We start from the raw sequence: 20341 nt of genomic DNA on the forward strand, positions 1-20341 counted from the left end.
ATGGCAATTCAAATTTTATTAAACTTCCTAATCGCTGTGGTGTGGATGTTCCTTAACAATAATTGGTCGGCGTCCGGGGGGATCGTCGGTTATGTCGTGGGCTTGGCTCTGATCGGCATGTTCAGCCGCTTCTGGCCGCAGGGCATCTACATGAGGAAGGTATGGTCTATCCTTAAGCTGCTTGTCCTGTTTATAAAAGAGCTATTTAAATCCAGCTTCGTGGTCATGGGTCAGGTTATTTCTCCAAAGCTGAACATTCGGCCAGGCATATTCAGTTATACCACCGAGTTGACGAGCGATTGGGAAGTAACCATACTAGCGAACCTGATTACACTTACGCCTGGGACATTAACGATTGATGTATCAAGGGATGGCTCCACATTGTATATCCATGCGATGGACATTGATGATGTAGATGAGCTATGCAGTCAGATTAGAAGCACATTTGAAAAAGCCATCATGGAGGTGACGAGATGATTAACGGATTATTGTTCGCTGCGCTCGTAATTATATCGTTTGCGATACTCGGCTGCCTGTATCGTTTAATGAAGGGGCCTTCTATGGCAGACCGCATTACATCGCTCGATACGATCGGCATCAATTTACTGGCCATGGTAGCTGTGCTCTGTATGCTAATGAGGACGGAAGCGTATTTCGAAATCATTCTTCTGATTGGTATTCTTTCATTTATAGGAACGACGGCCTTTGCCAGATATATTGAACGAGGCGTGGTTATTGAACAGGGAGGTGAAGACGGTGATCGGTGAGCTTCTGATCGGTTTGCTCGTCCTATTTGGAGCGGTGGTCAGCGCGTTGAGCGCCTTTGGGCTTGTGCGGCTCCCTGACGCATACATGCGATCCCATGCGGCAACGAAAAGCACAACGCTGGGCGTATTATGCATTTTGTGCGGTGCGTTTTTATACTTTATGTTCTCTTTGGAGCATGTGAGCGCCAAGCTGCTGCTCGGCATTGTCTTTGTCTTCATAACCGCGCCTGTAGGAGGGCATTTGAACGGCAGGGCCGCTCATCGGACAGGGGTGCCTTTGTGGAAGGACAGCGTACGTGACGACTTAAGCGAGGCGATGAGACGGGAGCAGGAGAAGGAGAAGGAGTAGTAGATTATTCCGCTCTATAAAACAATATCTGCGGGGGATATAATAGGATCAAGCGATGCGATAGGAGTAGCAGAAAAAGAAAGTCGGCAGAACTTATAGTACCTTTGGAAGCTACAAATTGCCAAGGTACTACAAGGGCCGTTAGACGTTGTAAATCAGATAAGCCTGCCCCAATTTAACGGGGGCAGGCTGTTGCTATTTCCAAAGTGCAAAGTCTCGGCCAGCCCATGGTTATCAAGAGTCCTAAGCCGTACTCGACTTAGGTCTAGGATGAAAAACCGTCCGTAGTCCGTTTTGAATAAATGCTTTTCCACCTACAATAAGGACATAAGGTTGAAACTTAAGAAAGGCGGTGATGGATAAATGAGAACAAATCGATCGAGCGGCTTCGCAATCGTGCTTATTGTTCTGGGAGCATTGATCCTGTTGGGCAAGCTTACTCCGCTGCTGGGAAGTCTTTTCGGACTGCTGTTCGCAGTAGCATTGATCGGTCTTGGTTACTATGGTATTCGCCGGGGCAACGCTTTTTTTGGATGGATCGTCCTGTTCTTTGGGATCATATCCTTAATGAACAAATTGGCCTGGCTCATCGTACCAGCAATCGGGATCGGCTTAATCCTCTTCGGCATTTATTCACTGAATGGAAGACGTCGGGGGTATTGATCACATATATCGAATAATGATGATGACCGAATTGGTTAGGAGGGATGGGATGTCATGAGTGTATTTCGTCGAGTACGGGATATTACGGTAGCTAATTTAAATGAACGATTAGAACAGTCTCAAGATCCGGTGCGGTTGATCGATCAATTCCTGATCGAGACCCGTCAGGAGATTGCCGAGGCAGAGAAGCTGCATCAGCAGTATGCGGGGCATACAAAGCAATTGAAGCAGCAAGTGGATCAGGCCAAGGTGATGCGCGACCGAAGGGAAGAGCAGGCGCTGCTTGCCCTTAAAGCCGAGGAAGAGCATTTGGCAAAGCTAGCTTTGCAGGAGAAAATGCTCTACGAGGAGAAGATCGAGCAGTATTCCGGATTGTATGCTCAGAGCCTGGAATCTTTGCAGGAATTAGAAAGCCAACTGAATGAATTAAAAACGGAATATCAAGTGGTATACAGCAAGCGGCAGTATTATTATGCCAGAATGGAGACGCTCCGTTTGCAGCAGCGTATGAACCAGCGGATGAGTGGGTACGGTACACAAGACGTGCCAAAAATGTTCCACCGCTTGGAAGACCGGGTATCCGATATGGAGTGGGAAGCCCGCAGCCTTCGCGATCTGAAAAGATCAGGCCAGGATATTATGAACCATGCCGGATCGGTTCTGCAATCGACTTTGGAACAGGAGCTCTCCCGTTTGAAGCAGAAGCTGAATAACAAAGGAGAGGAGTAAGACCGATGGGAACTCTATACCGTTCCAGACGTGATCGTTGGTTCAGCGGCCTGATTGGCGGGCTAGGCGAATACTTCGGCATTAGCGTTACCGGACTTCGCTTACTAATGATATTTAGTGTATTCATTACTGGCGGAACAACGATTCTGATTTATTTGATCGCATCGCTTGTCATTTCCAAGGAGCCTTACATTCCTCGCGATCCATACGGCGGGGGCTGGCAAAACGGCCACGGGGGGCACGGCGGGCACGGGTACGGCAATCCAGGCGGTCATGGAGGCCATGGGTACGGTAATCCGGGCAACCACCAGCACCGCGAACCGCAATATGCCGATCCGCGCTACAACGATCCGCATTATCAGCAGCAGCAGCAATCCGCATTTGGCGGCAATGCATCGAATTTGGATTCGATGATGGAGGATATTGAGAAGAAGGCTATGGAAAAAGAGCTCGAGGAGCTCCGTAGAAAATTATCAAAATATGAGAACGAGAAGGGAGATAAATAACGATGGGAGTATTCAAAAGAATTAAAGACATTACGAAGGCGTCTGTCAATGATATGCTAGATAAAGTCGAGGATCCAGTAGTGATGCTCAATCAATACCTGCGCGACATGGAGGCTGAAATCCGTGACGCAGAGGTAACTGTAGCGAAGCAAATGGCGAACGAGCGCAGAATGAAGCATCGTCTAGAAGAGGCGATCCGCATTTCTGCACAAAGAGAGAGCCAGGCTGAAGCTGCACTGATGAATGGTCAAGAGGAAGTAGCCCGCAAGCTGCTGGAAGAGAAAATCCTGTATGATCAGAAGCAAGTGGAATTCAGCGACCTGCATGCTCAATCCGAAGCACAAGCACTAGAGCTCAAGCAGCAGCTTCATGATATGAAGGATGAATTCTACAAACTGCGCAACAAACGCAACGAACTGGTCAGCCGTGCGCAAATGGCCAAAGCCAGAAAACAAATGTCTCAAATCAATACGCTCAATACGATTGAAAGCGGCAGTGCTTCCTTAGGCTTCCACCGGATGGAAGAGAAAATTATGCAACTGGAAGCTGAAGCAGAGGTAGCCGGTATCGGTTATCGCAGCGTAAGCAGCTCTACTTCCTCCTACATCAGCCCGGCGGATGCCGAGAAGCAGGTTAAGGTGGATGAGCAACTGGAAGCTCTGAAAGCTAAGCTCAACCCTTCTGCTAAACGCGAGGAAAGCAAGGAATAACAGCTACACGACTACAGGACATTGTGATATGCTATGTAATGGTCAAGCCATGCGGTATGAATATTTATACTGTTATGGCTTTTCCACTTACAATCTCACATATGAACTGATCTGGAGGTGCGGCATGGATAGGCATAGAAGCTTGTTGGCCATCGGATTGATCGGACTTGGCGTATTTATCATCTTCGGCCAGTGGCTGAGCTTTTTTACCATCGTCGCGATTTTAATACTAGGCTTCGGCATTTATAAAATCCGTCTTGGTGATGACGTAAAAATCGGCTATATTTTGCTGGCGATTGGCGGCGGTATGATTCTGCTGCATAATTTTATGCTAGTGGTCGCCATATTGATGATTTCACTTGGATTGTACTATGCCAAGATGAAGAAGATGCATCCGGTAAACAACCTTGTTCAAAAGCAAAACGTGACATCCAGCATTCATTGGGATCGTGATCCATGGACGCTGCGTAATACCAGCATGTGGCATGTGCTCGGGGAAGTGAACATCGACCTGTCGCTCGCTATGGTAGATGATCAAGACAATGTGCTGATGTTCCAGGGGGTCGTCGGTGACATCGATTTGATCGTATCTGAAGACTACGGCGTAGAGATTGAAGCGTTTGTTCTGTTCGGACAGATCGATTTCAGCGAGGTGAAGGAGACCGGGATGCTGAATCGTATCTATTGGAAGTCTCCAAACTATGAACAACGCGATCAAAAAGTGAAAATTATTATTTCCTACCTCGTAGGAAATGTCGATATACATTTAACTTAATCACAGGAGGATTGACCACCATGAGAAAGAAAAAACCGTCCAACATGGTATCTCGCAGTATGCGGGATGGGATCCTCCTGTCTTTTGTGCTGCTTGCAGGCATCATCTATGTTCTATATACATATGGGTACTTCATACCGATAGCCTCATGGAAAATCGGTATCCAGGCCGGACTGACATTGCTGACGCTGCTCCTTGTGATCGGGGCGGTATATGGATTCTTTCAGGGCTACCGCGCCAAGCGAAGGATTGATTTGCTGCGTGATTCCTTGCTGCAGTGGGAGAAGGGAAATCAGACGGGAACGGTGCCTAAGCTGGGGGAAGATGAGCTGGGCCGGCTTGGGCAACAGCTGGAGAGAATCGGAAAACGTTGGGAGGAGCAGGTAACCTCCTTGCAGCGTTTGTCTACGCATAATGCCCAATTGGCTGAGCAGGCGCGGGTGTCGGCGATCGTTGAGGAGCGGCAGAGGCTGGCCCGCGAGCTGCATGATGCGGTTTCCCAGCAATTGTTCGCTATATCGATGACAGCGACGGCGGTAGGCCGTACTTTGGAGAAGGATTTCGACAAGGCCCAGCGGCAGGTAGAGCTGATTGAAGAGATGGCTTCTGTCGCCCAATCTGAAATGAGAGCCTTGCTGCTGCATCTCCGTCCGGTTTATTTGGAGGGCAAGGAGCTGTCGCAAGGGCTGCTTGAGCTCGTACGCGAGCTCAAGACGAAGGTGCCTATGGATTTGACGTTGGAGATCGATGAAGACCTGAAGCTTAGCAAAGGAATTGAGAATCATTTATTCCGTATCATTCAGGAAGCGATGTCGAATACGCTGCGCCATGCCAAGGCAGATAAGATGGAAATTCGCATTCATCGGAGAGCCGAGACCGTCAAGGTCATTCTTCGTGACAATGGCGTCGGGTTTGAACTGGACGAGAAGAAGCAGGCCTCCTACGGCTTATCCACGATGCAGGAGCGCGTGCTCGAGATCGGCGGCTCAATCCAATTTATAACTGCACCGGGCAAAGGGACGCGGATTGAGATTACGGTACCGCTGATGACCGAAGAGAGTGGAGGGGAGGAGTATCATGGAGATGGACAATGATATTAAAGTATTGCTGGTAGATGATCACGAAATGGTTAGAATCGGCCTGGCTGCCGTGCTTGGTACGGAGGATGGAATAGAAGTGGTCGGCGAGGCCAGCAGTGGAGAGGAAGGCATCCGGCTGGCTCAGGAATACAAGCCGGACGTCGTACTCATGGATCTTGTGATGGAAGGCATGGATGGAATCGAGACAACGAGGCAGTTGCTTAAGCTCTATCCTGAATGCAAAGTTATCGTCCTGACGAGTTATTTGGATGATGAGAAAATGTATCCTGTCATCGAGGCAGGCGCGTTCAGTTACCTTCTCAAGACATCCCGAGCTTCCGAGGTAGCCGACGCTATTCGTGCCGCCGCGCGCGGACAATCTGTTCTGGAGTCTCAGGTAGCATCCAAAATGATGAACCGGTTCAGACAACCGAAGGCGGAGACCGCAGCCCATGACGAATTAACGGATCGGGAGATGGACGTGCTGCGCTTGCTGGCTCAAGGGAAATCCAATCAGGACATTGCTGACGATTTGATTATCGGCATTAAAACTGTGAAGTTTCATGTGACGAATATTTTAGCTAAGCTGGGTGTGGAAGACCGCACACAAGCAGCTATTTATGCTTATAAAAATGGGCTGGCAGAATAGTTCTTCAGAAAATGTTAAGCTGGTCATATTGCAGCTTGTATGTGTTGGAATGCATAATTTTTAGATCTACATCCACATTGTCGAGCTCGATAGAAGATAGAAGATGATCCTGGCTTTGAGGGCCTGCGGTCATCTTTTTCCATTGGTTGTTGAATTGGCGGTATAGAATGTCCTCGACGCCATAAATGTCTTTATTTTGCTTCTTGGCGGTTTGAAAAGCTTTGTCTATTTGCTCCTCTAATAAAGCGGTCGCCAATGCTTTGATTTCGGTTGCAGTCGGTTCCGGCTGAGCCACGACCTCTGAGACTGCAGCTCTCACCATAACCTTGATGGAAATATGCGCTTTGTCCCCTTCTAAACGTACCTTTACCAACGGCTTAGAATTTAAAATGTTCAGCTGCACATATCCTCCTTGATGCAATTTCAGCATTAGAGGATATTTATACATATTTTTAAAGGCAACGATTCTAGCCCCGCTTAATAAATCATTGTCCAAATAACCTTGGCTTCTTCCTTTGGAAATTAAATAGGCTCCGTTTAATTTGACTAGCGGAATCGGTTTATTCTTCTTTGACCATATCTGTTCGGTGAGCTTGATGGATGGCAAGAAGACAGTGGCTGCCGGCTCCCTTATACCGTTCATTAGCTTAATTAGCCGCAAGGGCTCGATCGTGGATAGCTGTTCATACACTTCTCTGGGATCCATGAGCTCAGAACTCAAGGCGGATTGATTAAGTAAAGAGACCCCTGACAAAATGGGCGGGATTTCTTGGTCTGTTCCGTAGACCCAGGATGTGTAACGAAGCTCGCTGGCGCGAAGCAATGCGGTCAAGCAACTGTCCAATTCGCTTTCTATCAGTGATTTTGAGAGGACGATGGCTTTGACATGAGTCCAGAGTGTTCGCTGCTGTGAAGCGGGATAGATGCTAGTAAGGGCCTGCGTGACTGTTTCTCCTTTGCCGGTAGCGATCCACACTTTGGTATCCTCCGTGTTAGCGGTGCTTTCCTGTTTGGAAATGTCGCCGAAGGAGAGAACCTGCGCATAAATCGTATACTGTCCTTTAGAGTAATCTATGCCTAGTGCGGTAATGAAATTAACACTCTGGGCCTCTTTGGCGTCCCAGCAGCCGGATAGTAAAGCACATATACATATGACAGCTAGAGCAGCCTTCCATTTCACCAGTCATTCTCCTTTCGAGGTGTTGTCCTTGGGATGAAAAATCCCTGATCTTTGATTACTGCTGCCGGATGGCTTTTTAATCACGGCTTGAATAAAGTCCTTCTTATGGAAGGGGGATATCGGTGACAAATACGGAACCCCGTATGATTCTAGATACGCAAGATAAAACACGAGACCGATAACACTGATCAGGAACCCGAACATCCCCAAGATTGAGGATACAAATAATATATACAGCCGAAACTGGGATACTGCCCCGGTAAGCGATTGGTTGACAAGGGTATAGGTAGCTACAGTCGCAATGGCCACCGTGACGATGATCGTTGGCGAGGTGATGCCGGCTCGAATTGCAGCATCGCCGATAATGAGTCCACCGACCACGGTCACGGTCTGGCCAACGGCTTTGGGCAAGCGGCGTCCGGCCTCATTGAATATTTCGAATAGAAACAACATTATAAAGGCCTCCAATTGTATGGGAAAGGGAAGGCCATGCCGTGAATTGCTAATTGTCGCAAGCAGCGGAAGTGGAACCTGCTCCAAATTATAGCTTGTTAGCGCAACGTAGAACCCCGGCAGTAACATGGAGATTAGCAGGCCGAATACCCGCAGTATCTTCTGCATCGAAACGATGTAGTAGGAAGTATTCTCGTCTTCAGGTGAGGTGAATAAGGTCGTGATTGTTACCGGAGCCACAATGGCCATCGGAATACCGTCAACGATTACGACAAATTTACCGTTCAGCAGCGCATCTACGGCAAAGTCAGGACGTCCGGTATAATCGGTTAACGGAAAAAAGGCGTTTTTTTCATTGGTCACCACGTTCTCGATAAATGAAGTACCCATAATCGCGTCCGTATCGATACTATTTAAATTTCTTCTGATTTCTTGAAGGATGTCCTCATTGATGATGTCACTAATGTAAAATAAGCCGATTTTATTTTCGCCCCGCTTTCCCGCATTATAGTGCTCCACGCAGAGGGATTGGGTTCGCAGGCGCTTGCGCAGCAGTCCTGTGTTTGTAATAAGCTCTTCTGTAAATCCGTCCTGGGGGCCTTTAATGGAGGATTCCGTCGTAGGCTCCTCCGGCGCTCGAGAAGGAGGGTTAGCGATATCCAGGCTAAAGAACGCATCCAGTTTCTCGATATAAATGATCAGCTTTCCGCTATAAACCTGAAGAGTTAACTCGTGCAATAACGATTCTTCAGGCAAGGAGATCAGAGGGAGATGACGGTTGCGTTCGATGTCTATCATATTTGGTTCAGGAAATTCTTCGAAAATGGCCGTTAAACCGGGAAGCGCGATTTGATTCAACTGCATCGTATCAGCCATGGCATCACAATATATTATTGTTACCGGCTGATTGGCATTCTCGTCTCCTCCCTGTATGCAGTGAATAACGACATCTGCTGACTTCGAGAAATACTGCTGTAAAAATGGAGTATCAATATGCTCTGCTGCCGCAGGCAGCGGTGAGTTATTTGTCATGGATCGGTTCTCCTTTCTTGAGCGATCGGATGAAGACAGCAAGGGTAAGCAGCAGCGTAACGATAAGAATCAGGAATGTGTTGAACGGGAACACAAATCGAATCAAGAGGTTTTGAAACTGGATGTCCGTAAAGGTGGTAAGGCACAACAGGGTTAGGGCGACAGAATATAACAGCAACAAGGTATTGCGCTGCTGCTTATTACTGATGTTCCAGATGTCCGTTGCGATGAACAAAGCTACAGCGATGCGCATGATCACTCCGGCGAGCCACTGATAGATCGAGAAGAAATCGGTCTGCGACACATATTTTCCAAACCCGGCAATTCTCCATTGTTCATAGGCAGGATAGCGCTGCAAGGAGGCCTCGTGAGGGTTGAATTCCGCAATGGAGCCGGTAAGAGGGCCCAATGTTAAACCGATTAGGATAAAGCCCAGAACAAGGAAGTGTCTCTTGGTAAGCGGTGCTTTTAAATATGGCTGCAAAAATAGAATAAAGAAAATCTCGAATAATCCTGTGCAGGCATACATGACTCCTTTGATGGGGGGGCCCCAGCCATTTTCCAACAACGGGAACAACTGATGATAATCTTTAAACTGGACGTTTACGATAGCCACATAGAATCCTAGAAGAACAACGAGTGGGAGCAGTATTCCGGAGGCGTATGCCATGGAATTCACGCCGAGTCGAGCCGCGATCAGGCAGACCAGCACAAGCCCGGCAGCCGTTACAATCATGGGCGTGTAAGGAAGAAAGGTCACCTTAGTCCACATGATGGTATCGAACAGAGCAAACCAGGCGGTACCGAGGAAGTAAACAGACGTGATGATTTTAAACGGGATGGAAATTACTTTCCCGTACTGGTTTTCCAGCCAAACGGGCAATGGTTTGCCATTTGTTCGGCTTGAGATATAGGCGATCAGCAGCGTAATAAAGACGAATGGAACTACCGATAGAATGACGGAGAACCACGCATCCCGCTTCGCGGTTTGGAGAAGCGCGGGAATAATGAATACATGATTCGTGATGCCGACCGTGAGCATGATGGTCATGATCGCTTGCAGAGCCGTAGGTTTTGGGGGATTCATTTACATCAGTCTCCAGTCTATGATTCAGTGAGCTTATTATTTTCCAGTCAGAGAAAGGATATGCAAGTATAAATTTCTGCTCCTATGGAGAACCTGTTGATAGATTCATAGAATGGTTCGGGAGAGATGATATTCATGAGAAAATTATGGGGTATTATCGCTATGGTTATTGTGGCGGGAGCAATTATGATAAAGACATTGAACGGGCCAGGAACAACAGCTAGCGCGATTGCTGCTTATTCGTCCGAGGCTGAATTATCGAGAATGCAATTGGAGAAAATATTGGCTGTAGGCAAGAGCATGACTCAGGGAGAAATACGAGGCACCGTGAAGTGGCAGGGAGAATGGCTTACCGAACTGTCCTTGGAGGAAGCGGCGAAGCTTCTGGCTGACCGTCTGGGTTGGCTGGATCGTTATGCAGAACAAGTGCATGACCGGGAAGTGCTGTATGCTGAATCCGTGACAGAAGAAATTCACGGCAAACTGGCCATTCTTTCTCATGGAGACGGGCTGTATTATGTTGTCCTCCGGCTTGAAAATCAAACGTTGATGGGGTTGGAGCAGTTGGCGGAATACAGTGTGAAGTATGGTGAAATGCTCCTTGCAGAAGGCGTGCGCATCAAATGGAATGCGGCTTTGCAGGGGGCAAGCATGGAAGCCGATGATGCGCCAATCCTGTCGCAAACCGGTGTTTCCACGAGCATTAGTCAAGAGGGGGAGCCTCAGGCTATGTCTGTGACCGTCGCCTTCGACGCAATCGAATCTAGTGCCAAGAAGCGGCTGAAGCTGCACCAGGTGGAGAGTTTTGAGGATGAGCGTACGGTCAGCCGCTCTTATGCAGTGGAGGAATTGCCGATCAGGGTGCAAAGCGCCGGGCAGGATATTAGCTTACAGCTAGCGCTTCATTGGAATACGGAGACGGAGCGATATGACATATCTATAGGTTCTCCACTGCTGACGGTCGAATATTAATGAATATTAGATAAATATTAGATGAATTTTCAAAGAACATAACTAATTTTGATATGAATTTGATGGCATCCTTGTAGTGAATATGCTAAAATATCATCACATGCTGTGATGCCGTGTAAGGTTATAGCATTGATGGGAGAATGAATAAATATACACTATATTACATAGAAAGAATGAGGAGCCATGACTGAAATACAAAATCTAGATTCAGTGAAGACACCAGGAACGGTATACTTCATTTTCGGAGCAACCGGAGATTTGGCACGGCGCAAGTTGTTTCCCGCAATATATTCCTTGTATCGCGAAGGAAAGCTCGGAGAAGATTTTGCGGTTATCGGCGTGGCGCGACGTCCCCGCTCAAGAGAAGAATTCCGTGATGATGTGTATCATTCCATTCAGGAGTTTTGTCGTTATTCCGTTGATGATAATGCGGAGTGGAGTCGTTTTGCAGAGCATTTTTCGTACAAATCGCTGGACATTAACAATATAGATGGATACCGGGAGCTGCTCCAGCAGACCGAGGAAGTGGAAGCTCGCTTCGGCATTCCGGGCAATCGACTGTTCTATCTGGCACTTGCGCCGGAATTGTTCGGCAGCGTATCCTTCAATTTGCAGAAGGGCGGCATGCTGGATAGCAGTGGCTGGCATCGACTCGTCATTGAGAAGCCGTTCGGCTATGATCTAATCTCTGCACAGAAGCTGAATGAAGAATTGAACCAAGTGTTCAAAGAGGAAGAGATTTATCGAATTGACCATTATCTCGGCAAAGAGATGGTACAGAATATCGAAGTGATTCGCTTCGCGAATGCGTTCTTCGAGCCGCTTTGGAACAATAAGCATATTTCTAATATCCAGATTACGCTGAGCGAAACTGTCGGCGTAGAGGAGCGCGGCGGGTATTATGACAATGCCGGGGCTCTTCGCGACATGGGGCAGAACCATATGCTGCAATTGCTTACGATGATTGCGATGGAGCCGCCAAGCCGATTGCTCGCCGAGGACATTCGGGATGAGAAGGTGAAGGTGCTTCGTTCGCTTCGCCCGTACACTTCCCCGCAGGAAGTGAAGGAGAATGTTGTTCGGGGGCAATATTCTGAAGGCGAGAGCGGCGGCAAGGCGCTGCCGGGCTATCGTCAAGAGGATAAAGTTGACCCGAATTCCAATACAGAGACGTATTTTGCGGCAAAGGTATATGTGGACAATTTCCGCTGGTCGGGAGTTCCGTTCTATATCCGCACCGGTAAACGCCTCCCGGTGAAGACAACGGAAGTCGTGGTGGAATTCAAGCAAATGCCTACTAACGTCTACCTCGGCCAAAAGCATAAGCTTGAGCCCAATCTTCTAGTAATTCGCGTCAACCCGATGGAAGGGATCTACATCAAGATCAACGCGAAGAAGCCGGGAACAGAGTCGCAAATCAGTCCGCTGGCAATGGAATTCTGCCAAAGCTGCCAAGTAGGCATTAACTCTCCTGAGGCATATGAGCGTCTGATTCATGATGCAGCCAATGGCGATTCCACTTACTTTACCCGGTGGGATGAGGTTGCTACAGCATGGGCGTTCGTTGACCGTATCGCTACAGCGTGGGCGCAGGAATCCGGAGATATCAGCACTTATGCAGCTGGATCTTGGGGCCCTGAGGAAGCGGATAAGCTGCTGGCGCAGGATGGCTTCCACTGGTGGCCGGTGAATGGCCAGGAAGAGGACAACGTCATTTGGATCAAGGGTTAGGCTGATATCGATATTGATATCGAGCTGGCTGGGTAAATATAAGCCGTCGATCAGTTGAAATGCTGGTTGGCGGCTTCTTTATTGTTAAGAAATATGTCTCCCAAGATGTGAGGGTGTTTTTGCGTACAAAGAGACAAAATATGTTACAATATACAACGTGAATTTGTGGAATGAGAGGACTAGTGATAAATGAGCAAAGCATTGGGACAAGTGCTGCAGCAGGAAGTGGACAAACGGCGGACGTTTGCGATCATTTCCCACCCGGATGCCGGGAAAACAACATTAACCGAGAAGCTGTTGTTGTTCGGCGGAGCGATCCGTCTGGCTGGATCAGTAAAGGCTCGAAAGGCAAGCAAGCATGCGACAAGCGACTGGATGGAAATTGAGAAGCAGCGCGGAATCTCCGTGACTTCCTCCGTCATGCAGTTTGATTATAACGGTCACCGGATTAACATTTTGGATACACCGGGCCACCAGGATTTTAGTGAGGACACGTATCGAACGTTGACCGCTGCGGACAGTGCCGTCATGCTGATCGACGTGGCCAAAGGCGTTGAGGTTCAGACGATTAAGCTGTTCCAGGTTTGTGCCAAGCGCGGCATTCCGATCTTTACCTTCATCAACAAGCTGGATCGGGAAGGGCGGAGCCCGTTTGATCTCATGGAAGAGCTCGAGCAGGTGCTGGGCATACGCTCTGTGCCGATGAACTGGCCGATCGGCTCGGGGCGCGAGTTATCGGGCATTTATGACCGGATGAATAATCAGGTTGAATTGTTCCAAGGGGACGATCATTCCCAGATTCAGGTGAAGAAGGTGGAGAACTATCATGACCCTGCGATCCGTGAGTTGGCTGGGGAATTTCTTCATGATCAGCTCTGTCAAGATTTGGAGCTCCTCGATGTGGCGGGCGATCCTTTCGATATGGAAAAGGTAAGCCGCGGCGAGCTCACTCCGATCTTCTTCGGCAGTGCTGTAAATAATTTTGGCGTTCAGACGTTTCTGGAGAACTTCCTGCGCCTTGCTCCGAAGCCGGAGCCGCGGCATAGTTTGGCGGGAGTGGTTGAGCCGACTCATGAAAAATTCTCGGGTTATGTATTCAAAATCCAGGCCAATATGAATCCGGCGCACCGGGATCGAATTGCCTTCTTGCGCATTGTTTCTGGAAAATTCGAGCGGGGCATGTCGGTGAAGCATGTTCGTGTCGGCAAAGAGATTAAACTCTCACAGCCGCAGCAGTTCCTTGCCCAGGATCGGGATATCGTAACGGAAGCATATCCGGGTGATATTATCGGTTTGTTTGATCCGGGTATTTTCCGAATCGGGGATTCCCTTAGCCAAGGAAGCGAGATTCAGTTTGATGAGCTGCCGACCTTCTCTCCGGAGATTTTTGCCAAGGTAACGGTGAAGAACGCTTTGAAGCATAAGCAATACCAGAAAGGAATCGATCAGCTTACAGAAGAGGGAACGATTCAAGTGTTCACTACGGTAGGTTTTGAAGATATGCTGCTTGGCGTCGTTGGGCAGCTGCAGTTCGAGGTGTTCGAATACCGGATGAAAGGCGAGTACGGCGTGGACGTGCAATTGCAGCGAATGCCGTATCAGTTCGCCCGCTGGCTTGTCGCGGACAAGGTTGATCCATCGAAATTCCGGATTAATTCCACGCTGGTTAAGGATAAGAAGGGGAATTATGTCGTCCTGTTTGAGAACGAATATGCGATGAGAACCGCGATGGAAAAAAATCCGGATGCAAAGTTTTTAGAAACGGCGCCTTAAGCGATTAGTTCGGAGAAATAGGTTAAGGCTTACCCGCCATATTGGAAATCATTACAGGGGTTGTAATGGGGTCAAGCCGGAGGCCTATGGTTTTAGATAAAAACTAAAGGAAGCCTCCTTATCCGACATCATGTCAGGAAGGAAGCTTCCTTTGTTGTGTTGCAGCGGGCGATCGTTATTTCAATGGCTTAAGCTCGGCAGAAGAAAGCTCTTTGCTTAGGAGTGAGATCAGTTCATCCTTTTTGGGGTCATCAATATGCTTCCAGATGATCTCGAAGACGACTCCAAGGCCGGGAAGCGCCGCTTCCTGGGCATCGATAGATCCTTCTACCATGTCCCGCAGGCCTGCTTCATTCTTGCCGTGCATCTTATGCACAACTGCTTGTCTAAGGTCAAGAGTAATTGGCATAGCAATACCTCCCTGAAATAGTCATTGCCCGCTGTTAATGTTCCCGATGTACGCTGTGAAAATACAAGTTAAGGACATGTTGTGGTATACTAATTCGCATAAAATAATGACTCGGGCAGGTGGAAGCATGGCACAATCCGGAAAGAAACAATACGCCGTTATCGGCATGGGTCGATTTGGGCTTAGCGTGGCTACTGCCTTAAGCGGTATGGGCTTTGATGTGCTGGCGGTCGATTCCAACGAGCAGCGTACGCAGGCGGTATCGAATATTGTTACGCATGCTGTCTCGGCGGATTCTACGGACGAGGAGGCGCTTCGTGCGCTGGGCATCCGGAATTTTGATGTTGTGGTCGTCGCGATCGGCGAGAATATTCAGGCGAGCATTTTAACAACGCTCATTCTTAAAGATTTCGGCGGGCCGATCATCATCGTTAAAGCTCAAAATGAACTGCACGGCAAGGTGCTGAATAAGATTGGCGCGGACAAGGTGATTTATCCAGAGCGGGATATGGGGCTTCGCCTCGCCCATCACTTGACTTCACCGAATATATTGGACTACATTGAACTGTCGGACGAATACAGCATCGTTGATTTGCAGATCACGAAGGCGATGGTGGGAAAAAACCTGAAGGAGCTCGATATTCGCGCTAAATTCGGGTGCAACGTTATGGCGATCAAGACGGGCAGCAAGATGAACATTTCACCGGCAGCCAATGATCGGCTTGCTGATGGAGATATTCTCGTTATTGTCGGAGAGAAGAACGATCTTAAGAAGCTGGAACTAGCTTACTCGGAATCATAAAATAAGGGGATGAACCGAACTATGCAGCAAATTACTTCTCCGCACAATCCCCGTGTGAAGGAATGGGCTGGGCTGCTTGAGAAGAAAAATAGGGATAAGCAGCATAAATTTCTGATCGAAGGCATTCATTTGGTTCAGGAAGCGATTAAGGCGCAGATTGATCTGGAATGCGTCTGTTATGAAATCGAGCGCGGCATTCCTGCGGAGTTATCGGAGGCAGCGTCCGCTTCGCTGGGCGTGGAATGGATCGGCGTTACGGCGGCGATCATCGCCAAATGTACCGACGCGAAGACACCGCAGCCCGTATTTGCGGTCGTTCGCAAGAGCAGCGATGAGCTGGAGCCTCTGCTGGCGGAGGAGCGCAGCCTCGTTGTCGTCCTGGATGGGGTGCAGGACCCGGGCAATGTGGGCACAATCATTCGCAGCGCGGATGCCGTGGGAGCGAGCGGCGTAATCGTCGGGCCGGGCAGCGCGGATATATACAATCCGAAGGTCATCCGCTCGACGATGGGCTCGTTGTTCCATTTGCCCGTAATTGAGGGGGAGCTGGCTGACATTCTGCCTCAAGCGAAGGAGCGAGGCATCCGACTCGCCGGAACCAGCCTGCAAGCCGCGAAGAGCTGCTATGCTTATGACTTTACAGGGCCGGTATGGCTCCTGTTTGGCAGCGAGGCGAGAGGTCTTAGCCCGAACGTCCGGGAGCTGATGGACGACGGGCTGCTTATTCCGATGCGGGGCCAAGCAGAATCGCTGAACGTGGCGATGGCCGCGTCGGTGCTGCTGTTTGAGGCGCAGCGGCAGCGGTATTTTAAGTAATCACCAAACTCTAAAGACTGGTAAATGCTCTAATCTTTGGTCAAGCGTTTCCCCAGTCTTTTTCTCCTTTCGTTCACAATTTATCCAATTTATTTCTAGGTTTTCATCCTGGATTTATGTCGAATTGGGACAGTATTTATTATCCCGAACATGAAGGAGAGGGCAGCATATCCAACGGACTTCCCTTTGTGTATGCTTCAACAGATAGTTGCGCAGTATTTATTGATCGGGTACGATAGCGGTAGGAGGCAAGAAAAAGGAATTGGCGGCCATTTGGAGAGTATTTAGCAGCTGCAGGCATTCTGATGAACTATCCATCAGCCACATTGTGATTTTTTTCACTATATATGTTGACATAGTTGATTACCGGCATCCCGACGCTAAACACTGCGTGCTGCGGAATCTCTTTCAGACATACTGCAGCCCGACATCATGAACCATAAAGGAGTAATGCAAAATGAAGATTGGCGAGTTCGCAAGAAGAAATAACATAACGCATGATACGATTCGCCATTACATAGACATGGGACTGCTGGTTGTTGAAAAGCAGGGCTCCCAATATCATTTTACGGAAGAGGATAGCGGCGCCATCGAGCAAATAGTTATGCTGAAGCAACTGGATTTTTCCTTAACCGAAATTCAGGAAATTCTATGCTTCTATCGGCTTGAAGGGGAGAAATCGGATGATTTCAGAAGCTTTTACTTGTCACATTTGGAGAGAAAGCAGGAGCAAGTCAGGCAAGAGCAGCAAAAGATGAAAGAAATCGACTATCATCTCAAAAACAAAATTAACGAGTTGAAGTTAGAAGATAATCGTAACCTGAGAAGGCTGGGGTTTCCCATATCCTCCCTAGCACTCCTGCACTGTCCGTATTGCAAAAATGCGCTCGGGATCAGCGGCGGATCTATAGCGAACAATATGATCCTGGAAGCAGCTATTGAGTGCAAGTGCGGTTACACCGCGGTCATTGAGGATGGAATTTTTATCGATACGAATGCGGCCGGAAGGGCTGGAAGAAAAAAGGAGATGCCGACGAAGCATGAGTTTCTGGAGGTTGCTTCACCGAAGTACATTAATTTTATTTATAATGGGACGACGACATTAATCGACTATATGCAAAACTACGGAAACACCCCGAAATATATTATGGAGCTGGATAATTGCGCTGGCCGGTTTCTGATGCAGTATATCGATGATTTGCCCAGCAGCAGCACCTATATTCTCATTTGCCATGACAAGGAACGGATCGCGAATTTGAAGAATAACTTAATGATCCAGCACGAGCATAGCAACTATATTTTCTTCTGCTGTGAAATCGACCAATTGCCTATCGTTCATTCCTCTATAGATATCATAATCGATCATTGGATGAGCAAAAATTATGCAAAATCCGCGCAAAAGTTTCTCCTGGATATCGTATCGCCTCTTCTTAAGCCGGAGGGGCTGCTTATCGGAGCGTATCCTCATCTGGGTACGAAATGCAGAGATTTTATGGACATCCCGCTAGAATTAAGGGATCAATTCAATCGCAATAAAATACTGGAAAGATTGGCTGAGTTAAATTATTCGCCAGTAGATACGGTAGATCTCGGGCCAATCATTGAAGATAATCCGTACATCGACATCAAAAACAAGGAGCAATATTTGACTCTTTATGTTGGCAGGAAAAAAAGCAATTTTGAGCTGATATCCTCTGGAGCCCAGCATGTGCACATACAAAATATGATTTCTTGAAATGTGGGGTCGACCCCGTACTTTCAAATTTCTTAAGATTATTTACGTGCATTTTTTCACAAAGTCACCTTGACATCGTCATAACCCCAGAATTTAAAATCAAAGCTGTACTCAGGAATTTTAAATCAAGGGGGAACCGGGATGAAAAGGAATAGGAATTGGAAAAGGATAAGGCTGTTGCTAGTGGGGCTTGTGTTAATACTCGGCCTGGCTGCTTGCTCGCAGTCTGCTTCAGATACAAACTCGAACTCAGGAGATGCTTCTGCCATTTATAAAGCAGGTACTTATACGGCAACGGCAGAAGGCAACAACGGCGATATGACGGTCGAAGTCGTATTCGATGCTAAATCGATTGTTTCGGTTACCGTGAAGGAGCATAGCGAAACGAAAGGTCTCAGTGATACGCCAATCGAGCGCATCCCTCAACAGATTATCGATGGACAGACATTGGCTGTTGATGCTGTGTCGGGTGCAACCAATACCTCGGAGGCGATTCTTGCCGCCGTAGAAGATTGCGTTAAGCAGGCTGGAGGGGATATAGATGCCCTTAAAATCGCTGTAGCAAACGATGCTCAGCCGCAGAAGGAAATGGAATTAACGACTGATGTTGTCGTCATCGGCGGTGGAGGAACCGGTCTTGCCGCTGCAGGCTCCGCGTTTGAGAATGGCGCTAAGGTCGTTGTGCTGGAGAAAATGGCAACAGTTGGCGGTTCCACGGCTTTATCTGGCGGAAGCATCGCCGCTACGGGTACCCGCTTCCAGGAGGAGCTTGGCATCGAGGATACGCCGGAGTCATGGATGAAGCTATGGAAGGAGCGCCAGCAAACCAGTCTGCGGGACAGTGAATATCCGGATTATGAGCGCGTGCAGAAATTCATGGATGATGCCGTAGACACAACCCATTGGTTAGTTGATTATATGAATCATAAATATGTAAAAGTTGGCGGATTTGGCGTTGACCCTGTAGCTCGCCTTCATGATCCGGAAGCGGGCGGAGCCAGCTTGATTGCAAATCTGGAGAAGACGCTCCAGGATAAAGGCATTGACATTCTTACCGAAACGAAAGCAACAGAATTAATTACGGATGAGCAGGGCGCTGTAATTGGCGTGATCGCCGAGAATGCAGAAGGAAAGCTAATCGTTCATGCGAAAAAGGTCATTATTGCATCAGGCGGTTTTGCAAAGAGCGAGGAGCTGATGAAGCGCTTTGTGCCTGAGTTTGTGGATAACATGGACGTAAGTGCGGCTGCCGCGGGCAGTACGGGTGACGGTATTCTTATGGCAGAGCAGTTGGGAGCGGCGCTCTACGAAGATCCGTGGATTATCGGGCTGGGCGTTGCGGCGCACATTCCTGAATTGCGTGCATTGGAATGGGATCCTACAAAAGTATACGTGAATGAAAAAGGCGAGCGCTATATGAATGAAAACAGTCACTATGCCATTGTAACCAATAAGGCGGAAGCCAATGATCAGATATGGGTAGTTATTGACTCAAGCGACAACAACGCGAAGGTCATCGAATCGATTCAAGGCAAGCTTCCAAATGAAGAGATTGCGTTTGGCGAGACCTTCACGGAACTGGCTGCCGCAATGGGGGTGCCTGAAGCGGTCTTCGCGAACACGATGGAATCGTTCAATGCCGGCGCTGCCTCCGGGAAGGATGCCTTCCAGAAGGATTCCCAAATGCTCGTCCCGGTAAATAAAGGGCCATATTACGCATTCAAGTTCTATCCCCGAACGATGGGAACCTTTGGCGGAATCAAGATAGATGAGAATTTCCGGGTGCTCAAAGAGGACGGCTCGATTATCAGCAATCTTTACGCGGGCGGCGAAGCAGCAAACCGATATTTGTACAATCAGGTCTATATGACTGGAAGTTCTGTACAGTATGCGCTGACCAGCGGACGGTTGAGCGGAGCGCACGCTGCACAAGCAGTGAAGGAAGGCAACTAGTCAATCTAATAGCCAATAAAAATCGCCCAGCCTCTACTTCGACAGAGGCTGGGCGATTTTGCTGCAGGCCATTCATCTCTATTAGATTTAAGTTCTATGAATAAATATCACAGTTGCCCTTGACAAATAAAGAAACAAAGCCGATAATACAATTAACAAATTGTTAATTGA

General features: G+C 48.2%; 21 protein-coding genes. 17 read left to right on the top strand and 4 right to left on the bottom strand.

The features are described 5' to 3' along the window. The 10 genes from CZ379_RS09520 (at nt 1) to CZ379_RS09565 (ending at nt 6227) form a co-directional block, all read left to right on the top strand. Nucleotides 1-477, top strand: a complete 477-nt coding sequence (locus CZ379_RS09520; RefSeq protein WP_110931409.1) for a Na+/H+ antiporter subunit E — start codon at nt 1-3, stop codon at nt 475-477. Continuing rightward, nucleotides 474-767 (top strand): Na(+)/H(+) antiporter subunit F1, encoded by a 294-nt coding sequence (locus tag CZ379_RS09525; protein WP_110931410.1) that lies wholly within the window; start codon nt 474-476, stop codon nt 765-767. The genes CZ379_RS09520 and CZ379_RS09525 overlap by 4 nt, the downstream gene beginning before the upstream one ends. Continuing rightward, nucleotides 757-1116 (top strand): monovalent cation/H(+) antiporter subunit G, encoded by a 360-nt coding sequence (gene mnhG / locus CZ379_RS09530; protein WP_234404871.1) that lies wholly within the window; start codon nt 757-759, stop codon nt 1114-1116. The genes CZ379_RS09525 and mnhG overlap by 11 nt, the downstream gene beginning before the upstream one ends. A gap of 363 nt (nt 1117-1479) precedes the next feature. Then, nucleotides 1480-1779, top strand: a complete 300-nt coding sequence (locus tag CZ379_RS09535; protein ID WP_110931412.1) for a LiaF transmembrane domain-containing protein — start codon at nt 1480-1482, stop codon at nt 1777-1779. 54 nt (nt 1780-1833) lie between these two features. Continuing rightward, a complete protein-coding gene (locus CZ379_RS09540; protein ID WP_110931413.1) occupies nt 1834-2508 on the top strand; it encodes a PspA/IM30 family protein in 675 nt (224 codons plus the stop codon). A gap of 5 nt (nt 2509-2513) precedes the next feature. Further along, on the top strand, nt 2514-3014 hold the full coding sequence (locus CZ379_RS09545; RefSeq protein WP_110931414.1) for a PspC domain-containing protein: 501 nt from the start codon (nt 2514-2516) through the stop codon (nt 3012-3014). 2 nt (nt 3015-3016) lie between these two features. Beyond that, entirely contained in the window at nt 3017-3724 is a 708-nt protein-coding gene (locus CZ379_RS09550; RefSeq protein ID WP_110931415.1) for a PspA/IM30 family protein, read from the top strand. 124 nt (nt 3725-3848) lie between these two features. Continuing rightward, nucleotides 3849-4499 carry a cell wall-active antibiotics response protein LiaF gene (gene liaF, locus CZ379_RS09555; protein WP_110931416.1) on the top strand — a complete coding sequence of 217 codons (651 nt, stop codon included), beginning with the start codon at nt 3849-3851 and terminating at the stop codon, nt 4497-4499. 20 nt (nt 4500-4519) lie between these two features. Continuing rightward, complete coding sequence (locus tag CZ379_RS09560; RefSeq protein WP_110931417.1) at nt 4520-5593, top strand: sensor histidine kinase; 1074 nt, start codon at nt 4520-4522, stop codon at nt 5591-5593. Continuing rightward, nucleotides 5583-6227 (top strand): response regulator, encoded by a 645-nt coding sequence (locus CZ379_RS09565; RefSeq protein ID WP_407668701.1) that lies wholly within the window; start codon nt 5583-5585, stop codon nt 6225-6227. The genes CZ379_RS09560 and CZ379_RS09565 overlap by 11 nt, the downstream gene beginning before the upstream one ends. Nucleotides 6228-6231: 4 nt before the next feature. Here the strand turns inward: CZ379_RS09565 and CZ379_RS09570 are convergent, their stop codons facing one another. The 3 genes from CZ379_RS09570 to CZ379_RS09580 are packed head-to-tail and all read right to left on the bottom strand — an operon-like array spanning nt 6232 to nt 9979. Further along, nucleotides 6232-7407, bottom strand: a complete 1176-nt coding sequence (locus tag CZ379_RS09570) for a Ger(x)C family spore germination protein (RefSeq protein ID WP_199925548.1) — start codon at nt 7405-7407, stop codon at nt 6232-6234. A gap of 3 nt (nt 7408-7410) precedes the next feature. After that, nucleotides 7411-8892, bottom strand: a complete 1482-nt coding sequence (locus CZ379_RS09575; RefSeq protein ID WP_110931420.1) for a spore germination protein — start codon at nt 8890-8892, stop codon at nt 7411-7413. After that, nucleotides 8882-9979: a GerAB/ArcD/ProY family transporter gene (locus CZ379_RS09580; RefSeq protein ID WP_110931421.1), complete on the bottom strand. Its 1098-nt coding sequence runs from the start codon at nt 9977-9979 to the stop codon at nt 8882-8884. The genes CZ379_RS09575 and CZ379_RS09580 overlap by 11 nt, the downstream gene beginning before the upstream one ends. Before the next feature lie 135 nt (nt 9980-10114). Between CZ379_RS09580 and CZ379_RS09585 the strand changes: the two genes are divergently transcribed. The 3 genes from CZ379_RS09585 (at nt 10115) to CZ379_RS09595 (ending at nt 14455) form a co-directional block, all read left to right on the top strand. Then, nucleotides 10115-10951, top strand: coding sequence for a YwmB family TATA-box binding protein (locus CZ379_RS09585; protein WP_199925549.1), 837 nt, complete (start codon nt 10115-10117; stop codon nt 10949-10951). 183 nt (nt 10952-11134) lie between these two features. Continuing rightward, nucleotides 11135-12682 (top strand): glucose-6-phosphate dehydrogenase, encoded by a 1548-nt coding sequence (zwf, locus tag CZ379_RS09590; RefSeq protein ID WP_110931423.1) that lies wholly within the window; start codon nt 11135-11137, stop codon nt 12680-12682. 189 nt (nt 12683-12871) lie between these two features. Continuing rightward, nucleotides 12872-14455, top strand: coding sequence for a peptide chain release factor 3 (locus CZ379_RS09595; protein WP_110931424.1), 1584 nt, complete (start codon nt 12872-12874; stop codon nt 14453-14455). 175 nt (nt 14456-14630) lie between these two features. Here CZ379_RS09595 and sspI read toward each other — a convergent pair whose 3' ends face one another. Beyond that, nucleotides 14631-14864 carry a small acid-soluble spore protein SspI gene (gene sspI, locus CZ379_RS09600; protein WP_110931425.1) on the bottom strand — a complete coding sequence of 78 codons (234 nt, stop codon included), beginning with the start codon at nt 14862-14864 and terminating at the stop codon, nt 14631-14633. Nucleotides 14865-14970: 106 nt separating this feature from the next. Between sspI and CZ379_RS09605 the strand changes: the two genes are divergently transcribed. The 4 genes from CZ379_RS09605 to CZ379_RS09620 all read left to right on the top strand — a co-directional run bounded on the left by CZ379_RS09605 (nt 14971) and on the right by CZ379_RS09620 (nt 20170). Further along, nucleotides 14971-15666, top strand: a complete 696-nt coding sequence (locus CZ379_RS09605) for a potassium channel family protein (protein WP_199925808.1) — start codon at nt 14971-14973, stop codon at nt 15664-15666. 21 nt (nt 15667-15687) lie between these two features. Then, the gene (locus tag CZ379_RS09610) at nt 15688-16482 is read left to right on the top strand and encodes a TrmH family RNA methyltransferase (protein WP_110931427.1); all 795 of its coding nucleotides are present in this window, start codon (nt 15688-15690) and stop codon (nt 16480-16482) included. Between the two features lie 457 nt (nt 16483-16939). Continuing rightward, on the top strand, nt 16940-18217 hold the full coding sequence (locus CZ379_RS09615; RefSeq protein WP_110931428.1) for a MerR family transcriptional regulator: 1278 nt from the start codon (nt 16940-16942) through the stop codon (nt 18215-18217). A 141-nt stretch (nt 18218-18358) separates the two neighbouring features. Then, a complete protein-coding gene (locus CZ379_RS09620; protein ID WP_110931429.1) occupies nt 18359-20170 on the top strand; it encodes an FAD-dependent oxidoreductase in 1812 nt (603 codons plus the stop codon). Nucleotides 20171-20341: the final 171 nt, after the last annotated feature.

Source organism: Paenibacillus bouchesdurhonensis (assembly GCF_900155685.1).
GTDB classification, from domain to species: domain Bacteria; phylum Bacillota; class Bacilli; order Paenibacillales; family Paenibacillaceae; genus Fontibacillus; species Fontibacillus bouchesdurhonensis.

Excerpts from the sequence above, each read along its gene's own strand:
- CZ379_RS09545 (WP_110931414.1), top strand. The coding sequence starts at position 2,514 with ATGGGAACTCTATACCGTTCCAGACGTGATCGTTGGTTCAGCGGCCTG.
- CZ379_RS09540 (WP_110931413.1), top strand. The coding sequence starts at position 1,834 with ATGAGTGTATTTCGTCGAGTACGGGATATTACGGTAGCTAATTTAAAT.
- CZ379_RS09605 (WP_199925808.1), top strand. The coding sequence starts at position 14,971 with ATGACTCGGGCAGGTGGAAGCATGGCACAATCCGGAAAGAAACAATAC.
- CZ379_RS09520 (WP_110931409.1), top strand. The coding sequence starts at position 1 with ATGGCAATTCAAATTTTATTAAACTTCCTAATCGCTGTGGTGTGGATG.
- CZ379_RS09580 (WP_110931421.1), bottom strand. The coding sequence starts at position 9,979 with ATGAATCCCCCAAAACCTACGGCTCTGCAAGCGATCATGACCATCATG.
- CZ379_RS09560 (WP_110931417.1), top strand. The coding sequence starts at position 4,520 with ATGAGAAAGAAAAAACCGTCCAACATGGTATCTCGCAGTATGCGGGAT.
- CZ379_RS09575 (WP_110931420.1), bottom strand. The coding sequence starts at position 8,892 with ATGACAAATAACTCACCGCTGCCTGCGGCAGCAGAGCATATTGATACT.
- CZ379_RS09610 (WP_110931427.1), top strand. The coding sequence starts at position 15,688 with ATGCAGCAAATTACTTCTCCGCACAATCCCCGTGTGAAGGAATGGGCT.
- CZ379_RS09615 (WP_110931428.1), top strand. The coding sequence starts at position 16,940 with ATGAAGATTGGCGAGTTCGCAAGAAGAAATAACATAACGCATGATACG.
- CZ379_RS09550 (WP_110931415.1), top strand. The coding sequence starts at position 3,017 with ATGGGAGTATTCAAAAGAATTAAAGACATTACGAAGGCGTCTGTCAAT.
- liaF (WP_110931416.1), top strand. The coding sequence starts at position 3,849 with ATGGATAGGCATAGAAGCTTGTTGGCCATCGGATTGATCGGACTTGGC.
- CZ379_RS09525 (WP_110931410.1), top strand. The coding sequence starts at position 474 with ATGATTAACGGATTATTGTTCGCTGCGCTCGTAATTATATCGTTTGCG.
- zwf (WP_110931423.1), top strand. The coding sequence starts at position 11,135 with ATGACTGAAATACAAAATCTAGATTCAGTGAAGACACCAGGAACGGTA.
- sspI (WP_110931425.1), bottom strand. The coding sequence starts at position 14,864 with ATGCCAATTACTCTTGACCTTAGACAAGCAGTTGTGCATAAGATGCAC.
- CZ379_RS09620 (WP_110931429.1), top strand. The coding sequence starts at position 18,359 with ATGAAAAGGAATAGGAATTGGAAAAGGATAAGGCTGTTGCTAGTGGGG.
- CZ379_RS09595 (WP_110931424.1), top strand. The coding sequence starts at position 12,872 with ATGAGCAAAGCATTGGGACAAGTGCTGCAGCAGGAAGTGGACAAACGG.
- CZ379_RS09535 (WP_110931412.1), top strand. The coding sequence starts at position 1,480 with ATGAGAACAAATCGATCGAGCGGCTTCGCAATCGTGCTTATTGTTCTG.
- CZ379_RS09565 (WP_407668701.1), top strand. The coding sequence starts at position 5,583 with ATGGACAATGATATTAAAGTATTGCTGGTAGATGATCACGAAATGGTT.
- CZ379_RS09585 (WP_199925549.1), top strand. The coding sequence starts at position 10,115 with ATGAGAAAATTATGGGGTATTATCGCTATGGTTATTGTGGCGGGAGCA.